General features: G+C 70.4%; 3 protein-coding genes and 2 pseudogenes. All 5 read left to right on the top strand.

Features of this window, described 5'->3' with window-relative positions; all coding sequences use genetic code 11:
* The first annotated feature begins 271 nt into the window (after positions 1 to 271).
* The 5 genes and pseudogenes from LZC94_37705 to LZC94_37685 all read left to right on the top strand — a co-directional run bounded on the left by LZC94_37705 (position 272) and on the right by LZC94_37685 (position 21,904).
* On the top strand, positions 272 to 9,142 hold the full coding sequence (locus LZC94_37705) for an SDR family NAD(P)-dependent oxidoreductase (protein WXB20299.1): 8,871 nt from the start codon (positions 272 to 274) through the stop codon (positions 9,140 to 9,142).
* On the top strand, positions 9,139 to 15,786 hold the full coding sequence (locus LZC94_37700) for a type I polyketide synthase (protein WXB13563.1): 6,648 nt from the start codon (positions 9,139 to 9,141) through the stop codon (positions 15,784 to 15,786). The genes LZC94_37705 and LZC94_37700 overlap by 4 nt, the downstream gene beginning before the upstream one ends.
* On the top strand, positions 15,783 to 20,123 hold the full coding sequence (locus LZC94_37695) for an amino acid adenylation domain-containing protein (protein ID WXB13562.1): 4,341 nt from the start codon (positions 15,783 to 15,785) through the stop codon (positions 20,121 to 20,123). Before LZC94_37700 ends, LZC94_37695 begins: the two co-directional genes overlap by 4 nt.
* A gap of 32 nt (positions 20,124 to 20,155) precedes the next feature.
* Positions 20,156 to 21,076: pseudogene (locus LZC94_37690) on the top strand (polyketide synthase).
* A gap of 498 nt (positions 21,077 to 21,574) precedes the next feature.
* Positions 21,575 to 21,904, top strand: a pseudogene (locus tag LZC94_37685) (hypothetical protein).
* The last annotated feature ends 86 nt before the right edge of the window (positions 21,905 to 21,990 follow it).

Raw genomic sequence — 21,990 nt, 5'->3', positions numbered from 1 at the left:
GCTTGCGCGGCGGCACGCGGAGGTGCTCGTCGGCGACGCGGCGCCATCGTTCGCGGATGCCTGCGCGACGGCCGGCGTGGGGCGCGCGCACTTTGGGTCGCGCATGGCGATCGTGGCCCGATCGAACGCGGAGCTGGCCGACAAGCTGGCGCATGCGGCGCGGGATGGCCGCGATGGCGCGAACGCCGCCGTTCGCTTTGGCGAGATGGCGCAGGCCGACCCACCGCCGGTGGCGTTTCTCTTTACGGGCCAAGGTTCGCAGTACGCCGGCATGGGGCGCCGGCTCTTCGACGTCGAGCCGGTCTACCGCGAAACGATGCTCCGCTGCGATTCGGTCCTGAGCGGCGAGCTCGATCCGCCGCTGCTCTCCGTGATCCATGCGGAGCCGGGCACCGAGCACGCGGCGCTGCTCGATCAAACGCGCTACACGCAGCCGGCGCTCGTGGCGCTCGAGGTAGCGCTGGCGGCCATGTGGCGAAGCTGGGGCATCGAGCCCGCCATCGTGCTGGGGCATAGCGTGGGCGAGCTGGCCGCAGCGTGCGTCGCGGGCGTGCTCACCTTGGAGGACGCGCTTCGTCTGGCCGCCGAGCGGGGGCGCTCGATGCACGCGCTGCCGGCCGGGGGCGCGATGATCTCCGTGCAAGCGGACGAGGCGACCGTGCGCGCTGCGATGGCCGCGACCGGCGCGGGGGCCGCCGTCTCCGTGGCGGCGTTGAACGGTCCGGAAGATACCGTGTTCTCGGGTGACCTCGACGCCGTTCGTGCGGTGGCAGAGAGGTTGCGCGCGGAGGGGCGAAAGACGCAGGAGCTCGTGGTGTCGCACGCGTTTCACTCGGAGCGCATGACGCCCGCGTTGGATGCGCTCGAGGCGGCGGCGTCGCGCATCCATCATGCACCGGCGGGGATCGAGATCGTTTCGAACCTGACGGGCGAGCCGCTCGCGGGCTTCACCCCCGCATATTGGCGCCGCCACGCGCGGGAGCCCGTGTGCTTCATGGATGGCGTGGCCGCGGTCGAGGCGCGCGCGCAGGTGTTTCTCGAGATCGGGCCGCGCCCGACCCTGTCGGCCCTCGCGATCCGCTCGTTGCGCTCGCGTGATCCGAGCGGCGTCGTGTTCGTTCCCTCGTTGCGAAAGGGTGTCGACGATTGGTCGCAAATTCTCGCGAGCGTGGCCGACCTTTACGTCCACGGCGTCACCCCGCGCTTCGAGCGGATGCACACGGGGCGAGCGCGCGTGGCGTTGCCGACGTATCCGTTTCGTCGGGAGCGGTACTGGGTCGAGCGAAAGACGTCGCGCGAGGCGACGGCGTCGCCGCGGACCGCGGGCGCGCGTGAGCCGCTCTACGGCGTCGAATGGCGCCCCGTTTCGCGCCCGGCCTCGCGCGGGGAGCAATCTCCGGCTGGCCGCTGGCTCGTTCTCGACGGCGGAGACGCGGCGCTCGGCGGAGCCTTGCGGGCGGAGCTCGCAGCGAAGGGCGTCAAGGTCGACTCCGTCGATTTGTCGAATTTTGTTGCTTCAGCAACAGGCGAACCGATCGCCTACGACGGCGTAGTACTGCTTTGCGCAACCGGCGAGGTCGTCGAGGCGAACATGCCGGCGCGGGCCGAAGGCGCGGCGGTGCCGGCGCGGGCCGAAGGTGCCGAGGCGGACGTGCCGGTACGGGCTGAAGGCGCCGGGGTGGACGTGCCGGCGCGGGCTGAAGGCGCCGAGGTGGACGTGCCGGCGCGGGCCGAAGATGCCGAGGCTAACGTGCCGGTGCGGGCTGAAGGCGCCGAGGCGGACATGCCGGTGCGGGCCGAAAGCGCGGCCGTGCCGGTGCGGGCCGAAGATGCCGAGGCTAACGTGCCGGCGCGGGCTGAAGGCGCCGAGGCGGACATGCCGGTGCGGGCCGAAGGCGCGGCTGTGCCGGTGCGGGCCGAGGCGAATGTTTCGGTGCGGGCTGAAGGCGCCGAGGCGGACATGCCGGTGCGGGCCGAAGGCGCGGCCGTGCCGGTGGGGGCCGAAGATGCCGAGGCTAACGTGCCGGCGCGGGCTGAAGGCGCCGAGGCGGACATGCCGGTGCGGGCCGAAGGTGCCGAGGGGGACGTGCCGGTGCGGGTCGAAGGGGCCGAGGCGAATGTTTCGGTGCGGGACGAAGGTGTGGACGCGGATTTGCCGGGGCGGGTCGAGTTGGTGCTGGGGAGCGCGCTCGACGCCGTGCAAGCCGTTGCGCGCCGTGGCGGGGGCCGGATTTGGTTGGTGACCCGCGGAGCTTCGTTGGTTGCAAGCCCCTTGCGTGGCTTGGGACGTGTGGCGGCGCTCGAGCACCCCGCCCAATGGGGAGGCCTCATCGATCTCGATCCGTCCCGCCCGGAGGACGAAGCGCGCGAGCTCGGCGCCGAGCTGCTCGCGTCGCGCGAGGCCGACCTCGAGGTGGCATTTCGCGAAGGGCGCCGGCTCGAGGCGCGGGTGGTCACGCGAACCGCGTCCGCGGAGCCCGTCGCGCTACACGCCGATGCGACGTATCTCATCACCGGCGGTTCGGGCGCCCTTGGTTTGCACGTCGCAGCGTGGCTCGTTCGAGGCGGCGCGCGCCACATCGTACTGGTGGGTCGCCGGCCCCCCGGCGAAGCGGCGGCTTCCTCGATCCGCGCGCTGGAAGAGCAAGGCGCCCGAGTCCTCGTCGTGGCCGCCGACGTCGCGCGCCGAGACGACGTGGCGAAGCTCTTCGACCAACTCGCCGACATGCCCAAGCTTCGCGGCGTGATCCATGCGGCGGGCGTCCTCGATGACGGCGTCCTCCTCGCGATCGATCGCACCAGGCTGGCCTCGGTCCTCGCCCCCAAGGTGCGCGGCGCGTGGAACCTGCACACGGCCGCCCGTCACCATGCGCTCGACTTCTTCGCGCTCTTCTCGTCGGCGTCCGCCATGCTCGGATCGGCGGGGCAGGGGAGCTATGCGGCCGCCAACGCCTTCCTCGCGGCGCTCGCCCGCCATCGCCGGGAGCAAGGCCTCGCGGCGACATGCCTGCACTTTGGACCGTGGGCCGGAAGCGGCATGGCCGCCGGCGATCCCCGCGCCGACAAACGATGGGCGGCCCGCGGCATCGCGCGCATCGAGCCCGAGCGCGCCGTCGCCCTCCTGGGGCGCCTGTTGGCGCAAGGCTCCACCGAGATCGGGATCCTGCCGATCGACTGGCCCAAATATGCGACCGGCTTCACGGGCGCAGCGCCCGCCCTTTTGGACGACGTCCTCCCCAAAGCGGAGTCGCCGGCCGACATGCCCGCGCGCGCGACGGGCGCAAAGGCCGACCTTCTCCGTCGCTTCGAGGCTGCGCCCGCGGGCGAACGGGAAGCGCTGGTTCGCGAGCACGTACGGCGTGAGGTGCAGCGCGTCCTCGCGTTGAGCTCGAGCGACGCGGTGGAACCGCACCGCGGCCTCTTCGACATGGGCCTCGACTCGCTCATGGCCGTGGAGCTCCGCAATCGGCTCCAAGCGGCGGTGGGCTCCGCCGTGCCGCTTCCCACGACCCTGATCTTCGACGCACCCAACGTGCACACCTTGGCGACCGCCCTCGCCGCGCACCTCCGCGGCGCCCCGGCCACCGCGGCTGCACCGAACCACGCCGAGCGCCCGAGCGCCGAGGAGGCGATTGCCATCGTCGGCGCGGCGTGCCGATTTCCGGGGGCGCCCGATCTCGACGCCTTCTGGCGGTTGCTGCAAGGCGGCGTCGACGCCATTCGCGAGGTGCCGAAGGATCGCTGGAACATCGACGCCTTCTTCGATCCCGATCCGGCGGCGCCAGGCAAGATGTACACGCGCTGGGGCGGCTTCATCGATGGCATCGACCGGTTCGATGCGGACTTCTTTGGGATCGCGCCGCGCGAGGCGGTCAAGATGGACCCGCAGCACCGCATCCTGCTGGAGGTGTCGTGGCACGCGCTGGAGCACGCGGGGCTCGCCGCACACCGCCTGTCGGGAACGCGCACGGGGGTGTTCGTCGGCATCAGCGGCAACGACTATGCGCAGCTGCAGCTCAAGGCCGGCGATCCGACCCAGATCGACGCGTACTTTGCCGCGGGCAGCGCGCTCTCGGCCGCGGCGGGGCGGGTGGCGTACGTCCTCGGCTTGCAGGGCCCGGCGGTGGCCATCGATACGGCGTGCTCGTCGTCGCTGGTCGCGCTTCACCTCGCGTGCCGCAGCCTTCGCGCGGGGGAGACCTCCGTGGCGCTCGCGGGCGGGGTCAGCCTCGTCTTGATGCCCGAGACCAACGTGAACCTCTCGCGCGCCAACATGATGGCGAAAGATGGACGCTGCAAGACGTTCGACGCCGCCGCCGATGGCTATGTGCGGAGCGAGGGCTGCGGCGTCGTCGTGCTCAAGCGCCTGTCCGACGCCCTCGCGGCGGGCGACCGGATCCTCGCCATCGTGCGCGGCACCGCCGTGAATCAGGACGGAAAGAGCGTGGGGTTCACCGCGCCAAATGGCACCGCGCAAGAAGCGGTCATCCGCGAGGCGCTCGCCGACGCGCGCGTCGCGCCCGAGGCCGTGCAGGTGGTCGAGGCCCACGGCACCGGCACCCCGCTGGGCGATCCCATCGAGCTTCGCGCGCTCGGCGCCGTGCTCGGCGAAGGTCGCAAGGAGCCGCTCGTCGTCGGGTCGGTGAAGGCGAACGTGGGGCACCTCGAGGCGGCGGCCGGCATGGCGGGGCTCTTGAAGCTCGTGCTGGCGTTCGAGCACGAGACGTTCCCTCCACAAATTCACTTCCAAACGCCGAACCCGCAGATCCCGTGGGGGACGCTGCCGGTGACCATCCCGACGGCCCCCGTGCCCTGGCCCGCCTCCGCGCCGCGGTTTGCGGGGCTCAGCTCCTTCGGCTTCATCGGCACCAACGCCCATGCGATCCTCGAAGGGCCACCTGCGAATTTGCACGCTGAAAATTTACGGAATGCATATTCGCAATCCATGAATCCGTCGCCGCCTCGGGCGGTGCGCCCAGGGGTGCACGCGAACGCACCTTCACGGGACGCCTCGGTGCTGGCGCTCTCCGCAAAGGGCGAGGACGCGCTGCGCGAGCTCGCGGCGAGCTACGCCGAAGCGCTCGCTCACACACCGGACGAAGCGTGGCGCGACGTCTGCTTCAGCGCAAACACCGGCCGCGCGCCGCAGTCGTACCGCCTCGCGGTGGTCGCCTCCGCCTCGGCCGATGCTGCGCGCCTTCTCGCCGAGCGCCCCATCGCCCAGGCGTTTGGCGAGTGCCGCGTCGCCTTCCTCTACACCGGACAAGGATCGCAATACCCCGGCATGGGGAAGCACCTGTACGACACCGAGCCAGTCTTCCGCGCCGCGCTCGACCGCGCAGCGGCATTCCTCACGTCGCACCGCGAGCCCCCGCACCGCGAGCCCCCGCACCGCGAGCCCCCGCACCACGCATCCCCGCACCGCGAGCCCCCGCACCGCCAACCCCCGAACATCGGCCGCCCGCACCTCGACCGCCCCCTCCTCGACGTGATCTTCGGCGTCGCCGACGCAAACGGATCCGGCCACCCCGTTCTCGATCGAACCGCGTACACGCAGCCCGCCCTGTTCGCCCTCGAGTGGGCGCTCACGGAGCTATGGCGATCGTGGGGCATCACCCCGCACGTCGTCATGGGCCACAGCGTGGGCGAGTACGTGGCCGCGTGCGTGGCCGGCGTCCTCTCGTTCGAGGACGCCCTGACCCTCGTGGCCGCCCGCGGCCGTCTCATGCAGGCACTCCCGAGCGGCGGCGCCATGGCCGCCGTATTCGCCGATGAGCCGGAGCTGCGCGAGCTCTTGGAGCCGCACGCCGCCCACGTCGCGGTCGCTGCTTGGAACGGCGAGCGCGAGGCGGTGATCTCGGGCGCCTCGTCCGCCGTCGAAGCCATCACCGAGTCCCTCGCCGCGCGCGGCCGCAAAACGCGCCGGCTCGACGTTTCGCACGCCTTCCACTCGCCGCTCATGGATCCGATGCTCGACGCCTTCGAGGCCATCGCCTCCGAGCTTCGGTACGCGCCGCCGCGCATCGGCTTCGTATCGAACCTCACGGGCACGGCCGACGCGGATCCCACGAACGCCGCGTACTGGCGCCGCCATGTGCGCGAGCCCGTGCGCTTTGCCGACGGAATGCGCACCTTGCACGCGCAAGGCACGAACGTCTTCGTCGAGATCGGACCGAAGCCGACCTTGCTCGGCATGGGCCGGGGCTGCCTCCCCACTGGCCATGGCGTCTGGGTCCCCTCGCTGCGCAAAGGGCACGACGACCGGCGGCACATGCTCGAGGCGCTGGGCGCGTTGCACGTCGCGGGCCTCGAGCCCGATTGGCGCGCCGTGCATGATGGTGCCGGCGATGCGCCGCGGCGGCGGGTGCCGCTTCCCAGTTATCCGTTCCAGCGAAAACGGCATTGGGTCGAGGGGCTCGGCAAAGGTCCCGCCCCCGCGAGGATCGAGGGCGAGCACCCGCTCCTCGGCCGGCGCATCCGCTCGCCGGGGATCAAAGACGTCCTCTTCGAGGCCCGCCTCGGCGTAGACGCTCCGCGGCTCCTCGACGACCACCGCGTGCAGGGGCTCGCCGTCGTCTCGGGGCCGACCGAAGCCTCGATGATCATCGACGCGGCGACCAAGGTTCTGGGGGCGGGCACCGTGGTGTTCGACGAGATGGTCATCCAGGAGGCGTTCATCCTCCCCGACCAAGGGTATCGAACGGTTCATACGATCCTGACGCCCGACGGCAAGGGCGCGGCGCCGTTTCAGATCTGGAGCTGCAAAGAAGGCGACGCGTCGGATCCCTCGGCTTGGCATCGGCACTTGTCGGGGCGCGTTCGGGTGACGGACGAGGCCCCGCCCCCGTCGGCCTTCGCGCCGAGCTTCGAGGAGGTTCGCGCGCGCTGCATCGAAGAGATCTCGGGCGAGGACTTTTATCGGCTGGTGGCACCCAAGGGCGCATTCACCTTCGGTCCGACGTTCCTCAACATCACCAAGGCGTGGCGCCGCGATCGCGAGGCCCTCTGCGCGATGGATCTGCCCGAGGCGGTGCCCTTCTCCGAGGCCGACGCCTACCGCATCTACCCGAGCATGCTCGACGCCGGGTTTCAACTCTATGTCGCCACCCGCTACGGCGCGCGCACCGAGGACGCGGTCGACGGCTGGGTGCCCTTCGATCTCTCGAGCTTGCGCTTCTATGGGGTGCTCGGCCATCGCATGTGGTGCCACGTCACCGTCGAGGACGAAATCACCGGCAAGAGCGAGACCGCACGCGGCGAGTTCCGACTCTTCGACGCGTCGGGCGCCGTCGTCGCCCACGCCCCCCGCCTCGTCTTCAAACGCGCCCGGCGCGAAGCCTTGATGCGCGTCCGCGCGGCCTCCGAGGGAAAGAGCGACGCCCTCTACGATCTGGAGTGGCGCCCGTACGAACCCCCGCCCGCCGCCGGCGACCGCTCGCGCGGATGGACCATCGTGGGCCGCGGCGCCGAAGCCATCGCGCGCCTCTTGCCCGCCGCACGCGAAGGCGACGAGCGCGCAGGCATCGTCCACCTCGGCGCCCTCGATCCCGACGCGACCCCGCGCGCGCTCCTGGCCAGCGTGCTCCCTCGAATCCAAGAGCTCGTGAGCTCGGGCGGCGCGCGCAAACCGCGGCTCTGGATCGTGACGCGGGGCGCGCAGGCCGTGGGCGGCGGCGCGGTCGATCCGACGGCTGCACCGCTTTGGGGCCTCGGAAAGGTCATCATGGTCGAGCACCCGGAGATCTGGGGCGGCCTGATCGATCTCGATCCGAACGCCGAGCCCGCGGACGCCGAGGCGAAGCTCGTCGTCGATCGCATCACCGCCGCACCGGCGCAGCCCTCGGAGGACCACTTCGCGCGCCGTGGTGGCCAATGGCATGTCGCGCGCCTCGGGCGGACCCGCACGAAGGACTCCGGTCACGCGCCCGCGATCCGCGCCGACGCCTCGTATCTGGTGACCGGCGGGCTCGGGGCCCTCGGCCGCGAGGTCGCGCGCTGGCTCGTGGCACGCGGCGCGCGAAACGTCGTGCTCCTCGGCCGGAGCGCCCCCGGCCCCGAAGCGCTGCGGGGCCTGGCGGAGCTCGAGCCCCACGTGCGCGTCGTGCAGGCCGACGTTGCGCGCCGCGACGAGCTTGCGCGCGTGCTGGCCGACCTCCAATCCGGCCCTCCGTTGCGCGGCGTGATTCACGCGGCCGGCGTCCTCGCCGACGGCCTCCTCGCCGAGCAACCGTGGGAGAAGTTCGAGCCCGCGCTCGCCGCCAAGATCGAGGGCGCGTGGAACCTTCACGAGCTCACCGCCGATTGCCCGCTCGACTTCTTCGTCCTCTTCTCCTCCGCGGCCTCCTTGTTCGGTTCGGCCGGCCAAGGAAACTACGCCGCCGCCAACGCCTTCATGGACGCGCTCGCGCATCATCGCCGCGCGCGCGGGCTCCCGGCCGTGAGCGTGAACTGGGGCCCGTGGGCCGACGTGGGGATGGCCGCCGATCCGCTCCGCCGCCGCTGGACGGACTTCGGTGTCGACCCGATCCCGCCCGAGCAAGGCCTGGCCGCGCTCGCGAGCATCCTCGGTCGCGACACCGCACAGATCGGCGTCCTGTTCGCGCGGTGGGGCAAGCTGTTCGAAAAGTTCGCGCCGGGCACCGAGCCGAGCTTGTTCCAGGAGCTCGTGCGCGAGGTTCGCCGCACCGAGCCCGCGGCGCCCGACCCGAGCGATCTGGCCGCTCGAATTCGAAAGGCGCCCGCCAAGAAGCGCCGCGAGCTCCTCATCGAGCAGGTGGGCCGCTGGAGCGCGGCGATCCTCGGCGTGGAGGCGAAGGGCGGGCTCGATCGCAAAAAGGCCCTCTTCGACGCGGGGCTGGACTCGCTCATGGCCGTCGAGCTGCGCAACCGCCTGCAGAACGCGGTGGGCGTTCCGCTACCCCCCACGTTGGTGTTCGAGCACCCCACGGTCGAAGCGCTCTCCGACTTCCTGCTCGACAGCGCCTTCGCGGACGAACGCGATCCGGACGCACAGGCGAAGAGCGGTACGAACGCGCCGAACGCCACCCAGGAGACGGAGCTCGACGGATTGTCCGGCAAGGAGCTCTTCGACCTGCTCGATGGAGAGCTCTCCGAGATTCGAACCCTGCTCGAGGAACCATGAACCAGGACGGCCAGGACCACGACAACCAAGCGCGCCTCAAGGAGGCTCTGGTCGCGATCAAGAAGCTTCGCGCAAAGGTCGAAGCCGTGGAGCGAGCGAAGGCGGAGCCCATCGCGGTGATCGGGATTGGCTGCCGATTCCCCGGGCGCTCGAACGGCCCCGACGCGTTCTGGCATCTGCTCGAGCAGGGCATCGACGCCATGGTCGACGTCCCCGAGAGCCGCTGGAACCACGCCGACTATTACGATCCGGATCCGGACGCCGCCGGCAAAATCTACGTCCGGCAAGCGGGCTTCATCGACGACGTCGACAAGTTCGACGCCAGCTACTTCGGCATCTCGCCGCGCGAAGCGGCCGCCCTCGATCCGCAGCAGCGGCTGGTGCTCGAGGTCGCGTCCGAGGCCCTGGAGCACGCCGGGCAAGACCCTGCGGCGCTGGCCAACACCCCCGCGAGCGTCTTCATCGGCGTCATGGGGAACGACTATTCGTACCTCCAGATCAAGAAGGACAACCCCAAGCGCATCGACCCGTACACGGGAACGGGCTACGCGTGGAGCTTCCTCGCGGGCCGTCTTTCGCACGCGCTGGGGTTGCAGGGGCAAAGCATCGTCCTCGATACCGCGTGCTCGTCCTCGCTCGTGGGCGTGCACCTCGCTTGCCGAAGCCTGCGCAGCGGGGAGTCGAGCCTGGCCATCGCGGGGGGCGTGAACTTGATGCTCGCGCCCGAGCCGACCATGATCATGTGCCGTCTGCGCGCGCTCGCGCCGGATGGCCGCTGCAAAACCTTCGACGCCGCCGCCGACGGCTACGGGCGCGGCGAGGGGTGCGGGATGATCGTCCTCAAGCGCCTCTCGGACGCCGAGGCCGCAGGGGATCGCGTGCTCGCCGTGATCCGAGGGACGGCCTCGAACCACGACGGTCCGTCCGCCGGCCTCACCGTCCCAAATGGGCGCGCGCAAAAAGACGTGATCCGGCGCGCCCTCGCGGACGCCCGCGTGCCGCCGGCCGACGTGAGCTACGTGGAGGCCCATGGTACGGGCACCGAGCTCGGCGATCCCATCGAGCTGCGTGCGCTCTGGGCCGTGCTGGGCGAGGGTCGCGATGAGGCCCGGCGTTTGCGCGTGGGGTCGGTCAAGACGAACTTCGGGCACTTGGAGGGTGCGGCCGGGATCTCGGGGCTCATCAAGTTGATCCTGTCGTTGCACCACAAGACGATCCCCGCGCATCTGCACTTGAAGAATCGGAGCGAGCACGTCGCGTTCCGCGATTTGCCGATCGAAATTCCGACCTCCAGCGCGCCGTGGGACGTGGCGCTCGGGAAGACGCGCATCGGTGGCGTGAGCTCGTTTGGCTTGAGCGGGACCAATGCGCATATCGTGGTGGAGGAAGCGGCGGCGCGGCCGGCGTTGGCTGGGCCGGTCTTGGCGAGCGCCGAGGGCGAAGAGCGTGCGTGGTTGGTGCCCGTGTCGGCGAAGACGGCGGATGCGCTGCGCGCGCGTGCGAGGTCGTGGGGGGAGTGGCTTGCGCGGGGCGCGGATGCGGATGCGGATGCGGGTGCAGGCGCGGACGCTGCGATGGGCGCGGGCGTAGCACTAAGCGATGTGGCGTACACGGCATCGCGTCGTCGTGCGGTGCACGAGCATCGTCTGGCGGTGGTGGCGTCGACGCGCGGAGAGCTGGTGGAGCGGTTGGGTGCGTTCGCAGCGGGGGAGGCGCGCGAGGGGGTGGCGTGGGCGGTGGCGAGCGGGCGCGCGCCGAAGGTGGTGTTCGTGTATCCGGGGCAAGGCTCGCAGTGGGTGGGGATGGGGCAAGAGCTTCGTGCGCGTGAGCCCGTGTTTCGCGAGGCGCTGGAGGCGTGCGCCAAGGCGATGGGGCCGTATCTGGATGGATCGTTGCTCGAAGAGCTGGGCGCGCCCGAGGAAAAATACCACCTGACGCGAATCGACAGGGTGCAACCGATGCTGTTTGCGATGCAGGTATCGCTGACGGCGCTCTGGCGAGCGTGGGGCGTGGAGCCGGACGCGGTGATGGGCCACAGCATGGGGGAGGTCGCGGCGGCGTACGTGGCGGGCGCGTTGAGCCTAGAGGACGCGGCGCGTGTGATCTGCGAGCGAAGCAAGTTGGTGACGCGCGCCGCGGGGCGCGGGGGAATGGCGCTCACGGAGCTAAGTCTTTCAGAGGCCAAAGTCGCGATTGCGAAGTACGGAGAGCGCGTATCGATCGCGGCGTCGAATAGCCCGAGGTCGACGGTGTTGTCGGGCGAGAAAGAAGCGCTGGAGGAAATTCTAAGAGAGCTGGGAGAGCGAGGAGTTTTCGCGCGATGGGTGCGCGTGGACTTCGCATCGCACAGCGCACAAATGGATCCCTTGCGCGGAGAGCTCTTGGAGCGGCTGCGCGGCATTCGGCCAAAGGCCGGAACGGTGGCGATCCACTCGACGTTGCTGGGGCGGGTGATCGACGGGAGCGAGATGGACGCGAAGTACTGGGGGGACAACCTGCGGGAGCCTGTGCTGTTGGCGAGGATGGTGGGACGGCAGCTGGAGGAGGAAGAGGGAACGGTGTTCGTGGAGGTGAGCGCGCACCCGATCCTGACGACGGACGTGGAGGCGTGCGGAGCGAAGGCGGTGCAGCCGACCTTGAGGCGCCATACGCCCGAGCGGGCGAGCATGCTGGGGACGTTGGGAGCGCTGTGGTCGGCGGGCAGCGCGATCGACTGGTCGCGCCAGCACCCGAAGGCTGGCCAGGTGGTCGACCTTCCAACGTACCCATGGCAGCGCCAGCGCTACTGGATGGAGGACGGCAAACGTCACGGTGGCACCAGCGCACGCGCGTTTGGCACCTCGGCGCATCCGCTCTTGGGGGACGCGTTTTCGTCGTCCTCCGCCCCGGGCACCCGCTTTTGGGAGATCGACCTCGACGTGGAGCGGCTCCCGTGGCTCTCGGATCATCGGGTCGAAGGCGCCATGGTCGTGCCCGCGGCCGCCTACGCCGAGATGGTCCTTGCCGCGGCCGACGAGGGATTCGGCGCGCGCACCCCCACGCTCCTCGACGTCGCCTTCGTGCGCCCGCTCTTCGTGTCCGAGCGCGCCCCGGCGCGGGTGCAGCTGGTGCTCGCGCGCGAAGCCGGGCACCTCGCCTCGTTTCAAATCGCGAGCAAAGTGGCGCCCGCGTCATCGTCGCCGTCCACCTCCGACGAGACATGGACGGTGCACGCCAAGGGCCTCGTCCGTCTCGATGCCGGCCCCGGAGAGGAGCCTGCGCACGCGGCATCGTGGGATCCGATTCGTGCACGTTGCACCGACACCGTGCCGACCGAAGCGCACTACGAGGCCATGCGCGCGCGCGGCCTCGACTACGGCCCCAGCTTTCAGGGGCTCGCTCGAATCGCGCGCCGCGATGGCGAGGCGCTCGGTCGAGTCGAGCTTCCCCCTGCGGCCGATCCCTCGGCGTTCACCTTGCATCCGGCCCTTCTCGACGCGTGCTTCCAAACCTTGGGCGCGGCCGCCCCTTCGGCGCTGGTCGCCGACGGCGATGCCTATCTGCCGGTGGCCATCGCCCGCATGCGCTCGGCGGCCCGCGCGCGCGGACCGCTCATGGTCCACGCGACGGTGGACCCTACGAACCCGAACAGCGCAACGTTTCGAGGCGACTTGCGCCTCTACGACGAAGAGGGACACCTCGTCGCCGAGGTCCTCGGGCTCACCGCCAAGCGCCTGGACGGCTCGCGCTCCGATGTGAGCCGATGGTTCTACGAGCTCGCCTTTCGTCCGGCGCCCGCCGCGGACCAAGCTCCCGCCATCCACGGCACGTGGGCCATCCTCGAAGACAGCACCGGGGTGGGCCGCACCCTCGCGGCCCGGCTCGAAGCCCGCGGCGCCGCCGTCGAGCGCATCGCGCCCGATGCGCACCTCACGTTCCACCACGCGCACGGCGCGCCCGATCACGTCGTCTACCTCGGCGCGCTGGACGCCCCGAAACCCGACGGGGCGAGCCTCGCCTGGCTGCACGCGGCGGAAGCCTTGGGACCCGCGCGCGTCCTCGACCTGGTGAAGCGCTTCGCCGGAACGACCACGCGCCTGTTCATCGTCACGCGCGGGGCCCAGAGCGCCGGCGACGAACCTACCGCGCTCCCCGCGCGCACCCCGCTCACCGGCCCGATCGCGCCCACCGCGATCGAACAGGCGGCGGTCTGGGGCTTTTGCCGCTCCGCGCGCCTCGAGCACCCCGAGCTGCGGATCACCTGCATCGACCTCGACCCGCGCGCCGACGCGTCCGAACAGCTCGAACGCGAGCTCCTCGCCTCGGATCGCGAGCCGGAGATCGCCCTGCGCGACGGGAAACGCTACGCCGCGCGTCTGGTCCGGAGCGACATTTCGCCGCCGCTGGCGTCACCTACCCGCGCGGGAACGTCCGTGCACGAGGACGAGCCGCTCACCCCCGCCGGCCACCGCGCCTACCGCCTGGAGATCGACGCCCCGGGCGTGCTCGATCGCATGAAGCTGCGCGAGATGGGCCGGCGCCCGCCTGGCCCCGGCGAGGTCGAAATCCGCACCCACGCGGCCGGCCTCAACTTCCTCGACGTGCTCGGCGCCATGGGCATGCGACCGGACCTCGATCCCGCCGGCGGCGTTCGGCTCGGCGGCGAGCTCGCGGGCACCATCGTGGCCGTCGGTGAAGGCGAGACCGCGTTTCGGATCGGTGACGAGGTCCTCGCCATCGGGCCGAACGCCTTTGCCTCCCATGTCACCACCCGCGCGGAGCTGGTGGCGCACAAACCCAAGCACCTCACCTTCGAGCAGGCCGCCGCCCTCCCCGTGGCCTTCCTGACGGCCCACTACGCGCTGAATGTCGTCGGGCGCCTTCGAAAGGGCGAGCGCGTCCTCATTCACTCGGCCTCGGGCGGCACCGGCCTCGCCGCCATGGCCCTCGCCCGCTGCGCAGGCGCCGAAATCCTCGCGACCGCCGGCACCCACGAAAAACGCGAATACCTGCGCACCCTCGGCGCCGCGCACGTCTTCGATTCGCGCTCGCTCGCGTTTGCGGAGGGCGTGCGCGCGGCGACGGGCGGGCGCGGGGTCGACGTGGTCCTCAACTCCCTCGCGGGGGAGGCCGTCCCCGCGAGCCTCGCCTGCCTCGCGCCATATGGCCGCTTCCTCGAGATCGGCAAGCGCGACATCTACGACAACAGCAAGCTCGGTCTCCTCCCGTTCCAGAAGAACCTCACGTACGCCGCCATCGACCTCGCGCGCATGTTCCTCGAGCGCCCCGCGCTCTGCGGCGACCTGCTTCGGGAGATCGTCGCCTGGATGGAGGCCGACACCCTGCGCCCGCTCCCCACGAACGCGCGCCCCATCACCCGCGCGGCCGACGCGTTCCAGGACATGGCGCAAGCCCGCCACACGGGAAAGCTCGTGCTCACGGTGGGCGATCCCGCGACCGCCATCGCCCCGTTCCAAGGGGCCGTGCGATCCGATGGCACCTACCTGGTGACGGGGGGCCTCGGCGGTCTCGGTCTGGTCGTCGCCGCGTCGCTCGCCGCGCGCGGAGCCCAGCGCGTGCTGCTCGTGGGTCGAAGCGCGCCCTCCGATGCGGCCGCAGCAGCCATCGCAGCGCTCGAGGCGCGAGGCGTGCGCGCGATCGTCGGGAGCGTGGATGTGAGCGACCGCGGCGCGCTGGCGAGCTTCCTCGCCGCCTCGAGCGATCCGGCGCGTCCGCTGCGCGGCGTCGTTCACGCCGCGGCGGTCCTCGACGATGCCGTCGTTCGAACGCTCGACGCCGCGCGCCTGCGCCGCGTGGCCGCGCCGAAGGCGGACGGCGCGTGGAACCTCCACGTGCTCACCCTCGACCAGCCCCTCGACTTTTTCGTGTCCTTCTCCTCGGTGGCGGGCGTCCTTGGCTCGCCGGGTCAAGCCAACTACGCGGCGGCGAACGCCTTCCTCGATGCGCTGGCGCACCACCGCCGCGCGCTCGGCTACGCGGCGCAGAGCCTCGACTGGGGACCGTTCGCGGAGGTCGGGCTCGCCGCGGCGAGCTCGAACCGAGGTGCGCGGCTGGCGTCCAAAGGGTTCTCGAGCATCACGCCGTCGCGCGGCATGGAGGCCTTCGAAGAGGCGCACGGCAAGGGCGTGCAGCGCATCGTGATGCCCCTCGATCTCGCCCGCCTCCGGCGCGAGGATCCCCGCGTCCTCGACCACCCGCTCCTCGCGGTGCTCGCCGCCGAGCGCGAGGGCGCAGCGGATGCCATGGCGGGCGCACGGCCGAGGACCGCGCTGCGTGAAGCCGTTCGCGCGGCGTCCGGCATCGACGCGAGGCGCGAGCTGATTGAAACGCACCTGCGCGAGCAGATCGCCCGCACGCTCCGCGTCGCGCCGAGCAAGCTCGAGGTGGCGCACCCGCTCAAGGGAAAGGGGATCGACTCGCTCATGGCCATGGAGCTGAAGAACCGCATCGAGGCCGAGCTCGGCGTCGCGCTGCCCGTGGTGAAGTTCCTCGCGGGGCCCAGCGTCGCCGAGCTGGCCGCCGATCTCCTCGAGCGGTTCGCCGCCGAGGACGCGCTCGACCTCGTGCTCGAGCTCGAGCCGAACGGCGCCGCGGAAAAGGCCGGCGAAGGCGCATCCGAAGACATGGAGATCGTCCGACTATGAACCTCACCGAACTTCTCTCCGAGCTCTCGCAGCGCGGCATCCAGATCTCCGCCGAGGCCGGGCACCTCGATATCCGCGCGCCCAAGGGCTCGCTCACCCCCGGGCTGCGCGAGCAGCTCGCCCGCTACAAGGCCGAGATCCTCGAGCTTCACCGCCAGCGCACGAGCGGCAAGGCGAGCCTCGAGCTGCCGCAAATTGCGCCCGATCCCGCGCACCGGCACGAGCCCTTTCCGCTCACCGACATTCAACAGGCGTATTGGATCGGCCGCAGCGGGAGCTTTGCGCTGGGCGACATCTCGATCCACATCTACTCCGAGATCGACGCCGTGGATCTCGATCTCGAGCGGCTCGGGGCCGCGTGGCGGGAGGTCGTCCTTCGCCACGACATGCTCCGCGCCGTGGTGCTGCCGAGCGGCGAACAGCAGATCCTCGCCGAGGTGCCCCCGTACCAAATCCGAACGACCGACCTTCGCGGCAAACCCCGGCATGACGTCGACGAGGCCCTCGCGGGCATCCGAGAGCGCCTCTCGCACCAGGTCTTTCCGGCCGACACCTGGCCCTCGTTCGAGATCCACGCGACGCTGCTGGATGGCGCGGACGGCGGACGCACCCGGATTCACACCAGCATCGATCTGCTCAACATCGACGGCGGGAGCCTGCTCATCCTGAACCAGGATTGGATCCAGGCTTACACGTCCCCCTCGTCCCTGCCGCCCCTGACCCTCTCGTACCGCGACTACGTGCTGGCGGAGCGGGCGCTCCACGAGAGCGCGATCTATGCGCGCTCCCTCGACTACTGGAAGAAGCGCATCGCGGACTTGCCGCCCGCGCCCGATCTGCCGCTCGCGCAAAGCCCGTCGAGCATCGAAAAGACACGCTTCGTCCGCCGCACGGCGCACGTCCCCGCCGAGCGCTGGGGTGCGGTGATCGCGCACGCCAAGTCGCAAGGGCTCACCGCGTCGGCGGTGCTCCTGGCCGTGTTCGCCGAGGTGCTCGCGGTCTGGAGCAAGAGCCCGCGCTTCACGGTGAATGTCACCCTCTTCAACCGCCTCCCGCTGCACCCTCAGGTGAACGACATCCTGGGCGACTTTACATCCATGATCCTTTGCGCCATCGATGGCGGGGCGGATTCGTTCGTAGCCCGCGCGCGCGCGGTGCAGGAGCGCCTGTGGACGGATCTGGAGTACCGCTATGTGAGCGGGGTGGAGGTGCTGCGCGAGCTCGGCCGCGCGCGTGCGTACGAGGGCACGGTGGGGGGCGCGATGCCGGTGGTGTTCACCAGCATGTTGAGCCTCGGCTCGCAGGGCTACACGCCGCCCGCGACGACGTGGAAGTCGCTCGGCGAGGCCGTGTTCGCGCTCTCGCAGACGCCGCAAGTGTGGCTCGACTGCCAAGTCTTCGAAGAGGAGGGCGCGCTTCATTGCCACTGGGACGCGGTCGAGGCCCTCTTCCCCGATGGGATGCTCGACGACATGTTCGCGGCCTACCGCGACGGCATCGAGCGCCTCGCGCGCGATCCGTCGCTCTGGACCCGAACGTCGCCCCAGCTCGTCGGCCCCCCTGCTTCGCAGCTCGCGCAACGCGCCGCGATCAACGCGACCGACGTGCCCTATCCCCACGCGTCGCTCGCCGCGCTCTTCGACGCGCGCGCGGCCGCGCAGCCCGATGCGATGGCAGTCGTCACCACGCACCTGCGCCTCACGTATGGCGAGCTTCGGGCGCGCGCGGCGCATGTGGGGAAGCGCCTCGCCGAGCTGGGGGTGCGCCCGGATGCGCGGGTGGCGGTGGTGATGGAGAAAGGGTGGGAACAGGTGGTGGCCGTTCTGGGTACGCACCGCGCGGGGGCCGCGTATCTGCCCATCGATCCGGAGGTGCCCGCCGAGCGGCTGCGCTCTTTGCTCGCGCAAGGTGAGGTGACCCTCGCCCTCACGCAAGGACACCTCGATCGCGCGCTCGCCTGGCCCGATGGAGTGCGCCGGGTGGTGGTGAACGAGGCGCCTCCGCCCGCGGGCGATCTTCCTGCGCCCAGGGAGTGGCCGCGCCCCGATCACCTGGCGTACGTGCTCTACACGTCGGGGTCCACGGGGGAGCCCAAGGGCGTCATGATCGAGCACCGGAGCGTGGTAAATCGGGTCCACGACATCAACCGGCGCTTTTCGGTGGGGCCCGAGGATCGGGCGCTCATGCTCTCGGCGCTGCACCACGATCTGTCCGTCTACGACGTGTTCGGTATCTTGGCCGCGGGCGGGACCTTGGTGATCCCGGACGCCGCGCTCGTGAAAGAACCTTCGCACTGGGCCGACTTGGCGGCGCGCGAGGGGGTGACCTTTTGGAACTCTGTGCCGGCCTTCCTCGAGATGCTCGTGGAGCACCTGGAGAACACCGCGGCCGCCCCGCGCCCCGCGTCGCTGCGCACGGTGATCCTCGCCGGCGATTGGATCCCCGTGACATTGCCGGACCGGCTTCGTGCGCTCGTTGCCAAGGCAACGTTCGTGGCGTCGGGGGGGCCCACGGAGACCACCGTTTGGGACATCGTGAACGTGGTCGGCGAGGTCGATCCCCGTTGGTCGAGCATTCCGTACGGCAAGCCGCTGGCGAACGCGCGCTACCACGTCTTGGACGATGCGCTGGAGCCGCGGCCCACGTGGGTGCCCGGCGAGCTCTATATCTCCGGCAGCGGGCTCGCGCGCGGTTACTTTCGCGATCCCGAGAAGACGGCGGCGAAGTTCATCGTGCACCCGCGCACCGGCGAGCGCCTTTATCGCAGCGGCGATATGGGGCGCTGGCTGCCCGATGGGAACATCGAATTTTTGGGCCGCGAGGACTTTCAGCTCAAGATCCAAGGGCACCGCATCGAGCTCGGCGAGATCGAGGCTGCCCTCGCGCAGCACCCGGCGGTTCGCTCTGCGGTCGTGGTGGCCACGGGGAGCCGCCATCGGCTGCAGTTGATCGCGCATGTCGTGGCCGAGAAACGGGCGGGTGGCGATGTGAATGCGGATGAGGGCGTGGCGTTGCACGGGAGCGCGGCGTTGCACGGGGGCGCGGCGTCGGGTGAGAGCGCGGCGTCGGGCGAGAACGCGGCGTCGGGCGAGAACGCGAATGCGGTGCGCAATTTGTACGCGAGCTCGCAGCAGGGCGTCCTGACGGATCCGGTGGAGCGCCTCGAGTTCAAGTTGAGGCACGCCGGCATTCGCAAGCTCGTTCCCGGTCAGAGCGCGATCGACCTCGGTTCTCCTGGAGGCGACGGGGTCGATCGCACGGCGTATGCGTGGCGCCAGAGTCATCGTCGGTTTTCGCCGGCGCCGGTTGCGCGCGAGAAGCTCGCGCGGCTGCTCGGCGTGCTAGCCGGTATCGACCAGGGTGGAATCACGAAGTACCGATATCCATCCGGTGGAGGACTGTACCCGGTGAGGACGTACGTGTACGTGGCGCCCGGGCGGGTCGAGGGGCTCGCGGGCGGCGCTTACTACCACGATCCGGAGGCGCACCGCCTTCATCGCATTCGCGCCGAGGTGCAGTTCCCGCGCGACGCGCACGCGCCGCAGAATCGGGCCATCTTCGACGGCGCGGCGTTCGGCATCTTTCTCGTCGGTCACATGGATGCCATCGCGCCGATGTACGGTGAGCTGTCGCGCGACTTCTGCATGCTGGAGGCGGGCTACATGGGTCAGCAGCTCATGCTGGAGGCGCCCGCGCACGGAGTGGGACTTTGTCCGCTGGGGATCGTGGACCTCGCCGCCGTCCGCCCCTTCTTCGATCTCGCGGCGGCCGACGTTCTGTGCCACGTGCTGCTCGGCGGCGGCATCGACCCGGTGCAGGTGCGCGAGCTCCCGTCACCGTGCGACGCCGCGCCGGCCACGGCGCCCTCGTTGGCCGACGAGCTCGAGGAATTTCTGAAACAGAAGCTCCCGAAGCACATGGTTCCGGCCATCGTGCTGCGCGACGCGCTGCCGCTCACGGCGAATGGAAAGGTCGATCGCAAGGCGCTGTCGGCGACCTCCGTTTCACCCGCACCGGTGAAGCACGTGGCGCCGGACAGCGCGATGGAGCGCACGCTCGCGGCGATCGTGGGCGAGGTGCTGCGCACCGCGGGGGAGCCGAGCATCCAAGAGAACTTCTTCGAGCTCGGCGCCAACTCGGTCCACGTCGTTCAAATCTGCAACAAGATCCGGCAGACCATCGGGGTCGATTTGAAGGTGACCGAGGCCTTTCGATTTCCGACCATTCAACTCCTCGCGCAGCGGCTGGCCCAGGAGCCGGCGGGCGAGGCCTCGGTCGATCGAGGACGCGGTCGCGCCGAGGCCCGACTTGCTTCGCGCGGGCGGCGAGGGCGCTGACCATGGGAAACTTCGATATCGCCATCATCGGGATGGCCGGACGCTTTCCGGGCGCCCGCGATCTCGACGCATTCTGGCGCAACCTGCGGGACGGCGTCGAATCCATCGCGACCTTCGACGACGCGGAGCTGCGCGCGCTCGGGGTGCCGCCGGCCCTCCTCGCGCGACCCGAATACGTCAAAGCCGCCCCCATCCTCGACCCGGGCGACGTCGAGCGCTTCGACTCGGGCTTCTTCGGCTTTGCACCGAAGGAGGCCGACGTGCTCGATCCGCAGCACCGCATCTTCATGGAGTGCGTCTGGGAGGCGCTCGAGCGCGGCGGCTACGATCCGCGCGCGTTCGAGGGTTCCATCGCGCTCTTCGCGGGCGCGAGCCTCTCGACGTACTTGCTCGCCAACCTCTCGGCGGAGGGGCCCGAGCTCACGCTCTCCGTCGAGAATCTGCAGACCTTGATCGGCAACGACAAGGACTATCTGGCCACGCACATCGCCTACAAGCTGGATCTCCGCGGGCCCGCCGTGACGGTGCAGACCGCGTGCTCCACATCGCTGGTGGCCGTGCACCTCGCTTGCCAGTGCCTGCTCGACGGGGAGGCCGATATGGCCCTCGCCGGGGGGGTGACCGTTCGCGTGCCGCAAAAGTCCGGTTACCTCGCCGAGGAAGGCGGCATCTTCGCGCCCGATGGGCACTGCCGGACCTTCGATGCGCGCGCAAAAGGTACCCTCTTTGGCAGCGGCGCCGGGGTGGTGCTCCTCAAGCCGCTCGAAAAGGCGCTCGAGGACGGCGACCGGATCCATGCGGTCATCAAAGGCTCCGCCGTGAACAACGACGGCGCGCGCAAAATCGGATACACGGCGCCGTCCACCGACGGTCAGGTGCGCGTTCTCTCCGAGGCGCTCGCGGTGGCGCAGGTCGCGCCCGAGACGATGGACTACATCGAGTGCCATGGAACGGCGACGCCGCTGGGCGATCCGATCGAGGTCGCGGCGCTGACGGAGGTCTTTCGGGTGGGGGGGAGTGGATCGGGGAGTGGCGTTGTCGAGCGCCATGGAACGGCGACGCCGCTGGGCGATCCGATCGGGGGCACGGCGCTGACGGAGGTCTTTCGGGTGGGGGGGAGTGGATCGGGGAGTGGCGTTGTCGAGCGCCATGGAACGGCGACGCCGCTGGGCGATCCGATCGGGGGCACGGCGCTGACGGAGGTCTTTCGGGTGGGGGGGAGTGGATCGGGGAGTGGCGTTGTCGAGCGCCATGGAACGGCGACGCCGCTGGGCGATCCGATCGGGGGCACGGCGCTGGCGGAGGTCTTTCGGGTGGGGGGGAGTGGTGTGGGAGGGAGTGGATCGGGGAGCGGTGCGGGCGGGAGCGGTGCGGGCGGGAGCGGTGCGGGCGCCGGTGTTGGGTCGAGTGGGGTGGACGGTCGCGCGTACAGGGCGGCAACGAGAAAGCTTTGTGCGCTGGGATCGGTGAAGACGAATGTGGGGCACCTCGAGTCGGCTGCGGGGATCGCGGGGTTGATCAAGACCGTGCTGGCGCTCGAGCACGAGGAGCTTCCGCCGAGCCTTCACTTCGTCGAGGCGAATCCGGAGATTGATTTTGCGAAGAGCCCCTTTCGTGTGAACGCGCGTCTTGCGCCCTGGCGGCGTGGTGCGCTTCCACGGCGTGCGGGGGTGAGCTCCTTCGGTATTGGCGGTACCAATGCGCACGTCGTGCTCGAAGAGGCGCCGGCGATGCCACGGGTAGCAAATGCCAAGGACGACGGGCGCGCGTGGCTGGTGCCCGTGTCGGCGAAGACGGCGGATGCGCTGCGTGCGCGTGCGAGGTCGTGGGGGGAGTGGCTTGCGCGGGGCGCGGATGCGGTCGCCGA

The sequence above is a fragment of the Sorangiineae bacterium MSr11954 genome, assembly GCA_037157815.1.
Lineage (GTDB): Bacteria > Myxococcota_A > Polyangia > Polyangiales > Polyangiaceae > Pendulispora > Pendulispora albinea.
This window is presented reverse-complemented; position numbering and strand designations above follow the sequence as displayed.

What these genes read in the sequence shown, in the direction of transcription:
- LZC94_37700 (WXB13563.1), top strand. Translation starts at nt 9,139, where the DNA reads ATGAACCAGGACGGCCAGGACCACGACAACCAAGCGCGCCTCAAGGAG.
- LZC94_37705 (WXB20299.1), top strand. Translation starts at nt 272, where the DNA reads ATGGGGCGCCGGCTCTTCGACGTCGAGCCGGTCTACCGCGAAACGATG.
- LZC94_37695 (WXB13562.1), top strand. Translation starts at nt 15,783, where the DNA reads ATGAACCTCACCGAACTTCTCTCCGAGCTCTCGCAGCGCGGCATCCAG.